At 66.3% G+C, this 14,432-nt stretch carries 8 protein-coding genes; 2 read left to right on the top strand and 6 right to left on the bottom strand.

What is annotated here, in order from left to right:
- Positions 1-55 precede the first annotated feature (55 nt).
- From AB7532_RS16810 to AB7532_RS16790, 5 genes are all read right to left on the bottom strand, one after another.
- On the bottom strand, positions 56-931 hold the full coding sequence (locus tag AB7532_RS16810) for a DMT family transporter (protein ID WP_441235884.1): 876 nt from the start codon (positions 929-931) through the stop codon (positions 56-58).
- A 15-nt stretch (positions 932-946) separates the two neighbouring features.
- On the bottom strand, positions 947-1,828 hold the full coding sequence (locus AB7532_RS16805; RefSeq protein ID WP_441235883.1) for an NAD(P)-dependent oxidoreductase: 882 nt from the start codon (positions 1,826-1,828) through the stop codon (positions 947-949).
- A 1-nt stretch (position 1,829) separates the two neighbouring features.
- Positions 1,830-2,961 (bottom strand): peptide chain release factor 2 gene (gene prfB / locus AB7532_RS16800; RefSeq protein WP_441235882.1). Its coding sequence is split into 2 segments (ribosomal slippage): positions 1,830-2,891 and positions 2,893-2,961, totalling 1,131 coding nucleotides; the frame shifts between segments, so codons are not numbered across the junction.
- Positions 2,962-3,150: 189 nt separating this feature from the next.
- A complete protein-coding gene (locus AB7532_RS16795; RefSeq protein WP_441235881.1) occupies positions 3,151-5,655 on the bottom strand; it encodes a penicillin-binding protein 1A in 2,505 nt (834 codons plus the stop codon).
- Between the two features lie 266 nt (positions 5,656-5,921).
- Complete coding sequence (locus AB7532_RS16790) at positions 5,922-7,214, bottom strand: N-acetylmuramoyl-L-alanine amidase (protein ID WP_441235880.1); 1,293 nt, start codon at positions 7,212-7,214, stop codon at positions 5,922-5,924.
- A gap of 705 nt (positions 7,215-7,919) precedes the next feature.
- Here AB7532_RS16790 and AB7532_RS16785 point away from each other — a divergent pair.
- Both AB7532_RS16785 and AB7532_RS16780 read left to right on the top strand, forming a co-directional pair.
- The gene (locus AB7532_RS16785; protein ID WP_441235879.1) at positions 7,920-11,000 is read left to right on the top strand and encodes an Rne/Rng family ribonuclease; all 3,081 of its coding nucleotides are present in this window, start codon (positions 7,920-7,922) and stop codon (positions 10,998-11,000) included.
- 66 nt (positions 11,001-11,066) lie between these two features.
- A complete protein-coding gene (locus AB7532_RS16780) occupies positions 11,067-12,299 on the top strand; it encodes an NAD(P)/FAD-dependent oxidoreductase (protein WP_441235878.1) in 1,233 nt (410 codons plus the stop codon).
- Here the strand turns inward: AB7532_RS16780 and AB7532_RS16775 are convergent.
- Positions 12,296-14,380: a tetratricopeptide repeat protein gene (locus AB7532_RS16775; RefSeq protein WP_441239297.1), complete on the bottom strand. Its 2,085-nt coding sequence runs from the start codon at positions 14,378-14,380 to the stop codon at positions 12,296-12,298. The two genes, AB7532_RS16780 and AB7532_RS16775, sit on opposite strands and share 4 nt — an antisense overlap.
- Positions 14,381-14,432: the final 52 nt, after the last annotated feature.

Below are 14,432 nucleotides of genomic sequence, written 5' to 3'. Positions count from 1 at the left end.
CCTGCCGGCTAGGACAGCGCGGCGGGCGGCGCCACCCGGTTTCCGACAAATTTGCTCATGAGGGTTGCTGCTTTCGCGTGGCTCCCACGATATCGGCGACCACCGCTCCGATCACGAGCGCGCCGCCGATGAGCGCATGCACGGCCGGCACTTCACCAAAGGCCGCCCAGATCCAGAACGGCATCAGCGGCGTCTCGAGCGTTGCGATGAGCGAGGCTTGCCCCGACGGCAGCTGGCGCGAGCCGAGCATGTAGAACGTCAGGCCGAGCGCGACCTGAAGGCAGCCGAACATCGTGAGAATGGCAAGGCCGTTGCCGCCGACGCGGGCGATGTCGTGGGCAAACGGAAGGCTGACGAGGCTGCCAACGAAATTCGACAGCGCAGCCGCCGCCACCATCGAGGTCTCGCGATGGCGCCGGACCACGACCGTCATGGTGGAGATAGCGAGCACCATCAGGCAGCTCAGCGCCACGCCGCCAAGATCTGCGCCGGCCCGCACGCCGCCGACCGTGATGACGACGCCGGCAAAGGCGGTCAGACTCGCGATCAGCGTGCGCCGTGTCGCGGCCTCGCCGAGCCACAGCCATGCCAGCGCAGCCGCGACGAAAGGCTGGGTCGCGATCAGCACCGCGACGTTCATGACGTTCGTCATCTGAAGCGCGGGAATGAACGAGATCATGCCGATCGCGGACAATGACGCGACCAGCAGGCCACCCCTCCCCGGCATCACCAATTGCCAGAGGGCAGCGCGGCCCTGCGTCACGACGAGAAAGACCGTCATCAGGCTGCCGCCGAACAGGCCGCGCCAGAACAGGATGGTCCAGGGATCGAACGGCAGCAGGCGGATGAAGAACGGCGCCGTGCTCCAGGCAACCGCCGCGGCAACGACGAGGGCAATACCGAGACCGCGTTCCGATCGAGGCTGCCCCATATCGACGCGGCCTGGCTACGCCGGCTTCTTCGGCCGCGACACCAGCTCGATCATCTTGCCTTCGTCGTCGTCCGGCATCGCGGCTTTGGCTTGGGCGTAGGACTCGACCGCGGCGCGGGAGACGAGCGGCTTGTCGGCCAGCAGGCTCTCGGCCAGCTTGACGGCGTAGGCGGCATCCTTGTGCCGCAGCGCCGCTGTAAACGTCGCGCCGCTGAAATCGCGGGCGACCATGCGCTTGGAGTGACGCTGTACCTGCGGGCTTGCGGCGACGCCCGCCTGGATCGACTCCAGCACGAGGTTCATGTCGAGCCCGGCTTGCTCGGCGATGGCGAGGCCTTCGGCGAGGCCGGCGATCTGGATCGCGCCCATGAGATTGTTGATGAGCTTGTAGACCGTCCCGGAGCCGACCGCGCCGAAATGGCGGATGGTCGAGCCGATCGGCGCGAGGAACGGGCGGGCGCGTTCGAGATCGGCGCTATCTGCGCCGGCCAGCAGCGTCAGCTTTCCGCTGGCTGCGGCATCCGGCAATCCCGTCACGGGACAGTCGATGTAGATCAGCCCGCGCGCGTTGAGCTCGCGGCCCATCTCGCGGGCATGGTCATAGGAGACGGTGGAGCACTCGATCGCGATGGTGCCTGCTTTCGCCGTCTTGGCCGCACCTTCGGGGCCGAGCCAGACCGCACGCGAGGCCTCGTCGTCGGCGACCATGGTCACGACGGCATCGGCATCAATCGCGGCATCTTCAGGAGACGTTGCCCAATGCGCACCGCGGGCGATCAAATCGTCCGCCTTGGCCTTGCTGCGATTCCACAGCGTCACCGTGAAGCCGGCATCGAGATAGCGGCCGGCCATGCCATGGCCCATCCGCCCAAGCCCGATGAAGGCGACGCGTGTCATATCAGTCGACGTCCTCGATGTCGGCGCCGGTGGTGCCGAAGGCGCGCTGCGCCAGCGTTGCGGCCATGAAGTCGTCGAGCTCGCCGTTGAGGACGCCCGAGGTATCGGAGGTCTGCACACCCGTGCGCAGATCCTTCACCATCTGGTAGGGCTGGAGCACGTAGGAGCGGATCTGGTGACCCCAGCCGATATCCGTCTTGGCGGCCTGGTCGGCGGCGGCCTTCTCCTCGCGCCGCTTCAGCTCCATCTGGTAGAGCCGCGCGCGCAGCATGTCCCACGCCTGCGCGCGGTTCTTGTGCTGGGAGCGGCCGGCCTGACAGACCACGGCAACACCGGTCGGAATGTGCGTCAGGCGCACCGCGGATTCGGTCTTGTTGACGTGCTGGCCGCCGGCGCCGCCCGAGCGCATGGTGTCGGTGCGGACGTCGGATTCCTTGATCTCGATCTTGATGCTGTCGTCGATGACGGGGAAGACCTGCACGCTCGAGAACGAGGTGTGCCGCCGCGCGTTGGAATCGAACGGTGAGATGCGGACCAGGCGATGCACGCCCGCCTCGGTCTTCAGCCAGCCATAGGCATTGTGACCGGAGACCTGGATGGTCGCCGACTTGATGCCGGCCTCTTCGCCCTCGGACTCTTCAAGGAATTCGACCTTGAAGCCGTGGGTTTCGGCCCAGCGCGTGTACATCCGCAGGAGCATCTGCGCCCAGTCCTGGCTCTCGGTGCCACCGGCGCCGGCGTGGACTTCAAGATAGGAATCGAAACGGTCAGCCTCGCCCGAGAGCAGCGCCTCGAGCTCGCGCCGGGCAACTTCCTTCTTCAGAGCCTTCAGCGCGTTTTCGGCCTCAGTGACGACGCCCGCATCACCCTCGGCTTCGCCGAGCTCGATCATGCCGATGTCGTCTTCGAGCTCCCGCTCGACCTTGCCGATGCCGGAGAGCGAATCCTCGAGCGAGGTCCGCTCCTGCATCAGCTTCTGGGCTTTCTGGGGATCGTTCCAGAGGTTGGGATCTTCTGCGAGCTTGTTCAGCTCAGCGAGGCGCGCCGTCGATTGATCGACGTCAAAGATGCCTCCTCAGCAGCCCGACTGACTGCTTGATCTCTTCTACCAACCGTTCGATTTCGGCGCGCATGTCGTTCTCTGATCTCGCGGAATTGGCCGCGTGGCGCGCATGATCCGGGAAAGTGTGTAGCGGTTTCCCGAAAAGATCATGCGCAATAAAAACTCAAAGCGCGATGATCATCGCGCTTGATCGGGATGTAGCGGCGGCGGCTGCAAAGCGCAACCGCCGGAACCGCGATCGTCCTTCTTATCCGCGGCCCTAGTACAGCCCGCCGGTGCCCGGCCGCATGAAGAAGCCAGTGTCAGGCTGCTGCTGCTGCGAGGCCGGCATGCGGCCGTCGGCGTCGGCAACGCCGATGACCGAGTAATTGTCCGGCGGCGCCGTGCCCGGCTTGAAGGCTTCGAGGATGGTTCCGCCGGTCTCGCCGGGGCCGGCGCGCATGCCGGTCTTGGCGACGACGCGGACGAGCTTGATGCCGGCCGGCACCTTGAACGGAACCGCGGGCTTGTCGGCGAGCGCGAGCTGGAGGAAGTCGCGCGCGATGGGGGCTGCCAGATGGCCGCCGGTCGCGGCGTTGCCCTTACCAAGCGGACGCGGCTTGTCGTAGCCCATATAGATCGCGACGGCGACGTCGGGCGAGAAGCCGACGAACCAGGCGTCCTTGGCCTCGTTGGTGGTGCCGGTCTTGCCGGCGATCGGCTTGCCGACCGCCTTGACCACGGTCGCGGTGCCGGCCTGGACCACGCCTTCCATCAGCTCGGTGATCTGATAGGCGGTCATGGAATCCAGCACCTGCTCGCGGCGGTCGATCAGCTGCGGCTCGGCCTGGTTCTTCCAGCCGCCCGGCGCGTCGCAGCCGCGGCATTCGCGTTGGTCGTGCTTGAAGATGGTGCGGCCGTAACGGTCTTGGATACGGTCGATCAGGGTCGGCTTCACCCGGCGGCCGCCATTGGCGAGCATCGAATAGGCGGTGACCATGCGCATCGCCGTCGTCTCGCCGGCGCCGAGTGCGTAGGAGAGATAGTTCGGCAGCTCGTCATAGACGCCGAAGCGACGCGCATATTCGCCGATCAGGGGCATGCCGATGTCCTGCGCGAGGCGCACGGTCACGGTGTTGAGCGACTGCCGCAGCGCGTTGCGCAGCGTCACCGGTCCCTGGAACTTGCCCGACGAGAAGTTCTCAGGCCGCCACACGCCGGCGCCTTGGCCCTGGTCGATTTCGATGGGCGCGTCGAGCACCACGGTCGACGGCGTATAGCCGTTGTCGAGTGCGGCCGAATAGACGATCGGCTTGAACGACGAACCCGGCTGCCGGTAGGCCTGCGTGGCGCGGTTGAACTGGCTCTGGTCGAACGAGAAGCCGCCGACCATCGCGAGCACGCGGCCGGTCCAGGGATCCATCGCCACCATCGCGCCGGACACTTCCGGAATCTGGCGCAGGCGGTACTGGCCTTCGACCTGCTGTCCCTCCTTGGAGTAGAGCGGATCGGCGTAGATCACGTCGCCGGGCTGCAACACCTGCGCCACGGAGGTCGGGGTCTTGCCTTTGGCATTGCCCTGGGCCGCCCTCGCCCAGCGCACGCCGTCGAGCGTGACGAGGCCGGTCTCGCGCTGCTTGCTGACGGCACCGCCGAGCTCGCGGCTCGGCTGGAAGCCGATGCGTGCGGACTGGTCGCTGGTCTCCAGCACCACGGCCATGCGCCATGGCGAGATGTCGGAGAGCGCCTTGAGCTCGGCGAGCTTCACGCCCCAATCGCCCGAAATATCGAGCTTGCTCATGGCGCCGCGATAGCCCTGCTGCTCGTCATAGTTCACGAGGCCGGTCACCATGGCCTTGCGCGCCATGACCTGGATCTTCGGATCGAGCGTGGTGCGGACGGAGAGACCGCCCTCGTAAAGCTTCTTCTCGCCATAGCGCTCGAAGATGTCGCGGCGGACTTCCTCGGCGAAATATTCGCCGGCGAATGTGTGAGCACCGTTGGAGCGGCTGGTAACGGCCAGCGGCTCCTTGCGCGCCTTGTCGGCGTCGGCCTGCTTGACCCAGCCGTTCTCGACCAGGCGGTCGATCACGTAATTGCGGCGCTCGATGGCGCGGTCGCGGTTACGGACCGGATGCAGCGTCGCGGGCATCTTCGGCAGCGCGGCCAGATAGGACGCTTCCGCCACCGTCAGCTCGTTCACCGACTTGTCGAAATAGACCAGCGAGGCGGCCGCGATGCCGTACGCACCCAGGCCCAGATAGATTTCGTTCAGATACAGCTCGAGGATCTTGTCCTTCGAGTAGGTCTTCTCGATCCGCATCGCCAGCAAGGCTTCCTTGATCTTGCGGGCGAAGGAGACCTCGTTGGTCAGCAGGAAGTTCTTGGCGACCTGCTGGGTGATCGTGGAAGCACCCTGCGGGCGGCGGTTCGAACCGTAGTTCTGGATGAAGAGCACGCCGGCGCGCGCCATGCCGGTGTAGTCGATGCCGCCATGCTCGTAGAAATTCTTGTCCTCGGCCGCGAGGAAGGCGTTGATCACGAGCTTCGGCACCGCCTGGATCGGCAGGTACAGCCGCCGCTCCTTGGCGTATTCGCCGAGCAGCGATCCGTCGACCGCGTGCACGCGGGTCATCACCGGCGGTTCGTAATCCTGAAGCTGAGAGTAATCAGGCAAGTCCTTGGAGAAATGCCAGATCAGGCCTGCCACGGCCCCGACACCGACAAGGAACACCACCGTTCCCGCGGCGAACAGGAAGCCCATGAACCGCACAAGCAAGCGCATTATGTGTTTATCCGTTCAAACTCTGGATCAGCCCAGTTTCAGCCCCATAGGACCTAAAAACCGGCACCTCAAACTGGCGCCAACCTCACGTCGCGAATTCACCGGTCTACTCAATACTGTCAGTGCCGGACCTAAGACGCTTGCCGAACGGGATTCTCGCCGATTCCGGAACCCCCTGCGGCATTTTTATAAAGCGCCCGCTGTGGCCAAACTAGGGCTTTTGCGGCGGGACGGAAAATCCTCTTAATTCGACGCCCCCCGGGTCGTCAATTCGACGATCCCGCAGTCGCCATCCGCTTGGTCAGGAACCCATCGATCGCCTGCGCCATCGAGCCCACGGCTTTGGACCGCCAGCCCTCGGACACCAGATGCTCAAGGTCGCCCTTGTTGGAGACGTAGCCGATTTCGACCAGCACCGACGGCACGTCAGGCGCCTTCAGCACCCGGAAACCGGCCGACTTCAGGGGATGCTTGTGCATCCGCACCGTCGACTTCATTTCACCCATCAAGATGCGGGCAAAACGGCTTGAAAAAGTGCGGGTTTCTCGCTGGGTGAGGTCGATCAGGATGTCCGCGACATCGGTCGGCTCCTCCGCGAGGTTGAAGCCGGCAATGGCGTCCGCCCGGTTTTCGGCATCGGCCAATCGCTGCGCCTCGGCGTCGGAGGCCTTGTCGGACAGCGTGTAGATCGTCGCGCCCTGCGCATCGCCCTCGGCTTTCGGCAGCGCGTCGGCATGGATCGAGACGAACAGCGCGGCCTTGAGGTTGCGGGCGACCTTGACCCGGTCATTGAGGGGGATGAAGGTGTCGTCGTCCCGCGTCATCACCACACGGTATTTGCCGGCCTTCTCCAGCCGTTCGCGCAGCGCGCGGCCAAAGGCCAGCACCAAATTCTTCTCGCTCTCGCCGCTCGACTGCGTGCCGTTGTCGATGCCGCCATGCCCGGGATCGATCACGACGATCGGACGGCCGTCGGCCTTCTGCTGTGCGGTCTCGGGAGTGGTCGCGGCCGGAACCGTTGCCGGCGGCGCGTCCGCGATCGCGGGCCGCAGTTCGGGGCGATTTTCCGGAGCGAGCGTCGGCACGAAGGCGGTGCGTTCGACCTCCTCGAGCTCGAGCACGAGCCGGGCCGGCTGGTTGTTGGCGGCTTCCAGCACATAGGATTTGGCGATCTTGGCTGGTCCCGCCAGATCGAACACGATTCGCGAGCCGCCGGGCATGACCAGCCCATAACGGAAGGCCTTGACCAGTCCCCGCCCGGCCCCGGTGCCCGCGGGAAGCTGAAAATTGAGCTGGGGCACATCAACCACGACCCGGTAGGGGTCGCCGAGCGTGCCTGCGCGGAAGGTGACGGTCTGATCGAGGTCGAGGATGAAGCGGGTGTGCTTGCCGTCGCCGGCCAGCCGCGCGGCCGAGGCAATCGGGAAATTAGTCGCCGCAACAGAGGGTTGCGGCTGACCTTCCGCCGCGCTCAGACGCGAGGAATCAGCACATGGCAACGCCGCGGTGCACAGCAACGCGCATCCCAGCAAAACCCGTTGATTTCTGCGGCTCGCCACCGATTCCGTGCCTCCGAGCAGCCTTTTTAACGCAATAGAACCACAGGGTTAAACGATCCTTAATGACGGACGCACGAAACTCGCTGACTGTGACCGGCGTGCGACGCTCCTTGCACGGTTGGTCCATTCCACGTATGTACGGAGTGCTGACGGCCGATATTTCCGGTTGTGTCGCATTCAGCCTCCCGGTGCAGCGCCGGAACTCTCAAGGTTTGGGAATTCCAGCGTTTTCCGTTCTCCTCTAAGACCAGCGCGGTGCGCGGCAGCGAGGTGGAACGGGTCAAGCCCCGGCGGCGGACGGTTTCCGGTTACCACTCGCGTGTCCGGGACTGTTCTGACAGCGGCGTAACTCGTTACCCGGTTCCTTAATCCCAAGGGAGCGGTTCGTAATCCCAAGGCGAGCGCGCTCGCGCCATGCCTGGCCAGCAGCAACTGATTGAGGGGCGGCCCCCTGCCGCCCAATGTTTCATACGGGCCGACGCTTGATGCGCCAGACTGTGCCGACGAATTCTGAAGGACCATTCGCGACGCTGCGGAGAGACAATCCCGCGCGCCGCTTCGGTCCTGAAGCTTCCGATTCGGCAAGGCGCGAGAGACGGCGTTTCGGCCTTCCCCTCACCCCCGAATCAGGTGGACCGTCGCGTCACCCGGCAGCGCTCTTCGCGCCCACGGTGAATCGCGCCCGCCGCCGCCAAGAGTTAAGACATGCCCAACAAGATGTTGATCGATGCCACCCACCCGGAAGAGACCCGGGTCGTCGTGGTCCGCGGCAATCGCGTCGAAGAGTTTGATTTCGAGACCGCGCAACGCAAGCAACTGCGCGGGAATATCTACCTCGCCAAGGTCACAAGGGTCGAACCCTCGCTCCAGGCCGCCTTCGTCGAATATGGCGGCAACCGCCACGGCTTCCTCGCCTTCAGCGAAATCCATCCCGACTACTACCAGATCCCGGTCGCCGACCGGCAGGCGCTGATCGAGGCCGAGGAACAGGCCCATCGCGAGGCCGAGGAAGAGAGCGAGAACCGCTCCCACGGCCGCCGTCGCTCGCGCCACCGCAATTCCCGCCGCCGCAGTCAGGGCGAACGCGTCCGCAGCGACATCGTCGAAGGCGCCGATCCCGCGGCCCAACCGGTCGAGGGCGAGGCCCTGCACACCGAGGGTGCACCGCACGAGGGCGAGCATCTGCACGCCGATGCGGAGCATCACGACGGCCACGAACATCACGACCATGGCGATCATGATCACCACGATCATGACCACGAAGCACATGGTCATGACGACCATCATCACGCCCATGCTGACGATCACGCACACGATCATGATCACCAGCACGATCATCACGACCATGGTCATGCCGGCGAGACGCCCGCGCCTGTCGCAGCCGTCGGCGCCGAGCCCGTGGTCGCGACCGCGACCGCTGCCGAGCCTCATGAGGCTCTCGCCTCCGAACCGCACGCCGAGGATCTCGCCGAAGCCGTGACCGCAGCCGCTGAGCCGGCTGACGCCGTGTATGGCGAGAGCACTGATGCGCCGCACGCCGAGGCTGCGGAAGCCGCGGGTGAAGACGACGAGGAAGATGACGAGGACGACGAGGAAGCCGAAGAGGAAGTCGTCGAATCCGTCGGCGGCGACGACGTGCTCGAGGAAGTGCCGGAGCGCACCTTCCGGCCGCGCCGCCAATACAAGATCCAGGAAGTCATCAAGCGCCGCCAGGTGATGCTGGTGCAGGTCGTCAAGGAAGAGCGCGGCAACAAGGGCGCGGCGCTGACGACCTACCTCTCGCTCGCCGGCCGCTATGCCGTGTTGATGCCCAACACCGCGCGTGGCGGCGGCATCAGCCGCAAGATCACCAGCGCGCAGGACCGCTCCCGCCTGAAGGAAGTGGTGCAGGATCTCGACGTCCCCGAGGGCATGGGCATCATCCTGCGCACCGCAGGCGCCGCCCGCACCAAGCCCGAGATCAAGCGCGACTTCGAGTACCTGATCCGGATGTGGGAGACGGTGCGCGACCTGACGCTGAATTCGCAGGCTCCGACCCTCGTCTACGAGGAAGGCTCGCTGATCAAGCGCTCGCTGCGCGACCTCTACAACAAGGAGATCGACGAGATTCAGGTTGCCGGTGAAGCCGGCCACCGCGAAGCACGCGACTTCATGAAGATGCTGATGCCCGCCAATGTCAGCGCGGTGAAGCAGTATCGCGACGGCCAGCCGCTGTTCTCGCGCATGGGCGTCGAGAGCCAGCTCGACGCGATGTTCTCGCCGACCGTGCAACTGCGCTCCGGCGGCTACATCGTGATCAACCAGACCGAAGCGCTGGTCTCGATCGACGTCAACTCCGGACGATCGACCCGCGAGCACCATATCGAGGACACCGCGCTCAAGACCAATCTGGAAGCGTCCGAAGAGGTCGCCCGCCAGCTTCGCCTGCGCGACCTCGCCGGCCTGATCGTCATCGACTTCATCGACATGGACGAGAAGCGCAACAACCGTGCGGTCGAGCGCAAACTGTCCGACTGCCTGCGGCAGGATCGCGCGCGCATCCAGGTCGGCCGCATCTCGCATTTCGGCCTGCTCGAGATGTCGCGCCAGCGCATCCGCGCCAGCGTGCTGGAATCCTCGACCGATCCCTGCCCGCATTGCGGCGGCACCGGCCACGTTCGCTCGGTGTCCTCGGTGGCGCTCCAGCTGCTGCGCGGCCTCGAAGAAATCCTGATGAAGGGCGCGACCCACAATCTCGTGGTCCGCACCCGCACCGACGTCGCGCTCTATGTGCTGAACCACAAGCGCGGCCATCTGCGCGACCTCGAGAACGGTTTCAAGGTCACGCTGTCGGTCATCGCCGACCCCAGTGTCAGCGGTCCGCAGGCCTATCTGATCGACCGCGGCGAACAGGTGCACACGCTCGAAGCCGCCAAGGCGCTGCTCGTGGCGCAGGCTGCTGCAAGCCCGCCGCCCCTGGCCGAAGAAGCCTATGACGACGAGGAATTCGATCCGGAGACCGAATCCGAGGTCGAGACCGATGAAACCGAAGGCCTCACCGAGGAGCAGGCCGCAGGCGATGCCGCGTCCGAGCAGGATGGCCAGCGCCGTGGCAAGCGCCGCCGCCGTCGGCGTGGCCGCGGTGGCCAGCGCGACGGCGAGCCGCGCGAGGATGGCGCTCCCACCTCTCCAGACGCGGCCGTAGCGGCCGGCGAAGGCGACGAGGAATCCGAGTCCGAGCAGGATGGAGAGGAAGCCACCGACCAGGCAGGTCAGGGTCGCGGCGATCAGGAAGGCGCTGGAGATCGCAGACGTCGGCGTGGCCGCCGTGGCGGACGCCGTCGGCGTGGTGGCAATGAGGAAGGTCTCGCCGGGTCCATCGGCGACGAGCTCGCAGCCAATGCGCCGCCGGAAGCCAGCGACGCGGTCGCCGATTTCGACGGCGCCGGTGGCGAGCCTGCCCCCTCGATCGCGCAGGCCGAGCATATTGCCGAGCCGCAGTTCACCCAGCCCGAGCCGCGCGCCGAATTGCGGATCGAGACGCCCGCCCAGCCTGAGCCCACTCCGGCTGCAGTTGCGGCGGAAGAAGACCCCTCCGACGACAAGGCTGCGCGTCGCCGCTCCACGGTCCGGGAAAAGGTGAGCTTCACGTCGAGCATCCCAAGCGAGCCCGCAGCGCCGGTCGCGCAGGCGGCCGAGCCTGTCGCCCCGCCGGTGACCGAGCCCGCGCCGGAAGCGGCGAGCGAAACGCCAGGCGCACCGCGTCGTGCCGGCTGGTGGTCGCGGCGGTTCGGCGGCGGCGAGTAGAACGAACAAGACAGTTGAAACCGCCCGGTCAAACCGGGCGGTTTTGATTTGGTGAGGTCAGTGTCGATGCGAAGTGCGATTATTCTCGGCGGCGGAATGGTGGGCGTGGGCGCCGCGCTGCATTTGCAGCGACGCGGCTGGTCCGTCACCCTCGTCGATCGCAGGGAGCCGGGCCGCGAGACCAGTTACGGCAATGCCGGGATGATCCAGGCCGAAGCCGTGCGCCCCTATCCGATGCCGCGCGACCTCGCCACATTGCTCAAGATCGCGACCGGCCGCACCAACGACGTGCGCTACAGCCTGTCGACGCTTCACCTGCATATCGAGCCCCTGCTCCGCTATTGGTGGCATTCGGCGCCGAAGCGGCATCGCGAAGCGATCGAGGCATGGTCGCGCCTGATCGGCTACGCAACGGGCGAGCACGACGTTCTCATTCGCGAAGCCCATGCCGACAATCTGATCCGCCGCGCCGGCTACCGCGCGCTGTATCGCGACGCCGCCGCCCTGGAGCACTCGATCAAGGACGCGGAACAGGACCAGCGCGAGTTCGGCGTGAACTTTCGCGTGCTGTCGGGCAGCGAGCTCACCAGGGCCGAGCCGATCCTGCGCGACGATCTTCCCGGCGCGATCCACTGGCTCGACACCTGGACCGTGTCCGATCCCGGTGCGCTGGTCACGGCCTACGCTGAGCTGTTCGAGCGCTCGGGCGGCGCGGTCGTGCTCGGCGACGCGCAGTCGCTGCAACAGACCGCGACCGGCTGGGCCGTCAACACGGACCAGGGCCGCATCGACGCCGCCCACGCCGTCGTGACGCTCGGCCCGTGGTCACCCGATCTGCTGCAGAAATTCGGTTATCGCATCCCGCTGGTGCGCAAGCGCGGCTACCACATGCATTACAGCGGCGGCGCGTCGCTCGATCTGCCGCTGGTCGACAAGGGCAACGGTTACGCCATGGGGCCGATGGCCAAGGGCATCCGCATCACCACCGGCGCGGAGCTGACCGGTCCCGATGCGCTCGCAACGCCGGTGCAGCTCGCCAGTGCGGAGGCCTCCGCACGCGAGCTGATCGACCTCGGCAAGCGCGCCGAGCCCGATCCCTGGTTCGGTACCCGGCCCTGCACGCCCGACATGCTGCCGGTGCTCGGCCGCGCCCCAAATCATCCCGGCCTCTGGATGAATTTCGGCCACGGTCACCAGGGCTTCACGCTCGGACCCGCCACCGGACGCCTGCTCGCCGAGATGATGAGCGGCGAGACACCGGCGATCGATCCCGCGCCGTACCGGCCGGAGCGGTTCTAGCTCCCGGTCTTCGCCGCAAGCACCGCGAGCGCGGCCGACACGCGCAGCAGCGGATCGTCCCATTCGCGGGGGCTGCGCTGGCGGAACAGACGCATGGTCGGATACCACGGACTGTCCTCTCGCTCGCGCAGCCAGCGCCAGTCGAGGGCGTAAGGCGTCAGCATCCATACCGGACGTCCCAGCGCGCCGGCGAGATGGGCAACCGACGTGTCGACGGCGATGACGAGATCGAGCGCGGCGATCGCCGCCGCGGTATCGGCGAAATCACCGAGCGCGGGCGCGAGATCGACGATGTCGTCGCCAAGCGCCGCCAGCACCTCGGCGTCTTCGGGACGCGGCTCCTTTTGCAGGGAGTAGAGCTGCACGCCCGGCATCACCAGACGCGGCAGCAGGGCGCCGGTCGGCAACGACCGCTGCCGGTCGCCCTTATGGCCGGGATTGCCGGCCCAGACCATTCCGACTTTCAGCGCGGTCACGTCCGCAAGCGCCGCGCGCCAGCGTGACAGTCTTGCGGGATCCGGATGCAGATACGGCACATCGGCCGGGATGGTGTCGAGCGTCGTGCCGAACACGCGCGGCAGGCTCATCAGCGGCAATTGCAGATCGAATGGCGGCAGCGCTTCGCCGCGCGCGATCACGGTGACGTCGGGGAGCTGCCGCAGCAGCGAGACCAGCGCAGGCTGAACCTGGAGGATGATCCTGCCGCCCATTGCCGCCGCGAGCGGAACATAGCGCACGAAATGCAGGGCGTCGCCGAGGCCGTATTCGGCGAACAGCAGCAGCGTGCGGCCGTCGAGCGGCTCGCCCTGCCATTCCGCCTCGCTGAAATCGGCATCGCCATCCGACAGCGTCTTGCATTTGCGTCGCCAGCGATAGGCTTCGAACCCGTTGGCGAAGTCGCCGTTCATCAGCAGGAAATGCGCGTGGTTGTACTGCGCCAGCGGCTGCTCCGGATCGAGCGCGATCGCGCGATGCGAAACCGCGAGCGCCTCGTCGATCTCGCCGCTATTGCGCAGCGCGACGGCGAGATTGGCGTGCCCCCTCGCATAGGCGGAATCGGCTGCGACCGCACAGCGATGCGCCGCGACCGCGTCATCGACGCGCTCCTGCTTCTCGAAAATGATGCCGAGATTGGTCCATGCCGGGGCGTGATCCGGCTTCAGCAGGAGCACCTGCTCGCAGGCGGCAACGGCCTCGTCCAACGCGCCGAGGTCCGAGAGACATGCGCCGAGGTTGCTTGCAATCACATGATCCGAGGCATCGCGCGCAAAAGTCCGCCTGTAGATTCCGGCGGCTTCCAGCAGATGGCCGGCCTCGTGCAAGATGAGGCCGAGCAGACGCAGCGCCAGACCATTGTCCGGCGCGAGCGCGATCGCGCGGCGGTACTGGACGATGGCGTCGTCAAGCAATCCCTGCCGATAGAGCGCGGCGCCGAGATTGCAGAGCAGCGCCGGATCATCCGGATCGGTGGCGAGGGCTCGTCGATAAGCGGCCTCCGCCTCGCCGATCCGCATCCGGTCCATCAGGAGATTGCCGAGATTGAGCCAGACACCGCGATAATCCGGCTGCCGCGCGATGACCGCGCGGTAGGCTTCCTCCGCTTCGGTCAGCCGCCCCTGCTCCGCGAGCACGACGGCAAGGTTGAAGCAGGCTCGCGTCAGATGCGCATCGAGCGCCAGCGCGCGGCGGTAGGCGGCTTCCGCCTCGTCGAAACGCGAAAGCTCGCCGAGCGCCACGCCGAGCTTGTTGTGCAGGCCGGCATCGTCGGGACGCTGGATCAGCGCGCGCCGGAACGCGGTCACAGCTCCCTCCTGCTCGCCCTTCACGGCCAGCGCATCGCCGAGCGTGACGAGGGCCGGTGCATGCTCCGGATCGATGTTGAAGACGCGGCCGAGCAGCGCCGCGCCCTCAGTCGCGCGGTCGGTGACGAAGGCAGCCACGGCCGCAAGATGCAGCGCCGGCAGATGATCCGGCTCGGCGCTCAGCACCTCCGCACAGAGCGCGTCGGCCTCATTCGGCCGTCCCGCCGCAAAATGCTCCGCCGCCTGCAACACAATCCGCTCGACCGCCTTGCCCACGATAATGCCCGCCCCATCCAACTCAGATGCGGGTTAAACGCGCGAGGCGGCAAAA

The organism is Bradyrhizobium sp. 930_D9_N1_4 (assembly GCF_052076015.1).
Classification (GTDB): domain Bacteria; phylum Pseudomonadota; class Alphaproteobacteria; order Rhizobiales; family Xanthobacteraceae; genus Bradyrhizobium.
This window is presented reverse-complemented; position numbering and strand designations above follow the sequence as displayed.

Coding starts and splice junctions, on each gene's coding strand:
- AB7532_RS16785 (WP_441235879.1), top strand. CDS start 7,920: ATGCCCAACAAGATGTTGATCGATGCCACCCACCCGGAAGAGACCCGG.
- AB7532_RS16810 (WP_441235884.1), bottom strand. CDS start 931: ATGGGGCAGCCTCGATCGGAACGCGGTCTCGGTATTGCCCTCGTCGTT.
- AB7532_RS16780 (WP_441235878.1), top strand. CDS start 11,067: ATGCGAAGTGCGATTATTCTCGGCGGCGGAATGGTGGGCGTGGGCGCC.
- AB7532_RS16805 (WP_441235883.1), bottom strand. CDS start 1,828: ATGACACGCGTCGCCTTCATCGGGCTTGGGCGGATGGGCCATGGCATG.
- AB7532_RS16795 (WP_441235881.1), bottom strand. CDS start 5,655: ATGCGCTTGCTTGTGCGGTTCATGGGCTTCCTGTTCGCCGCGGGAACG.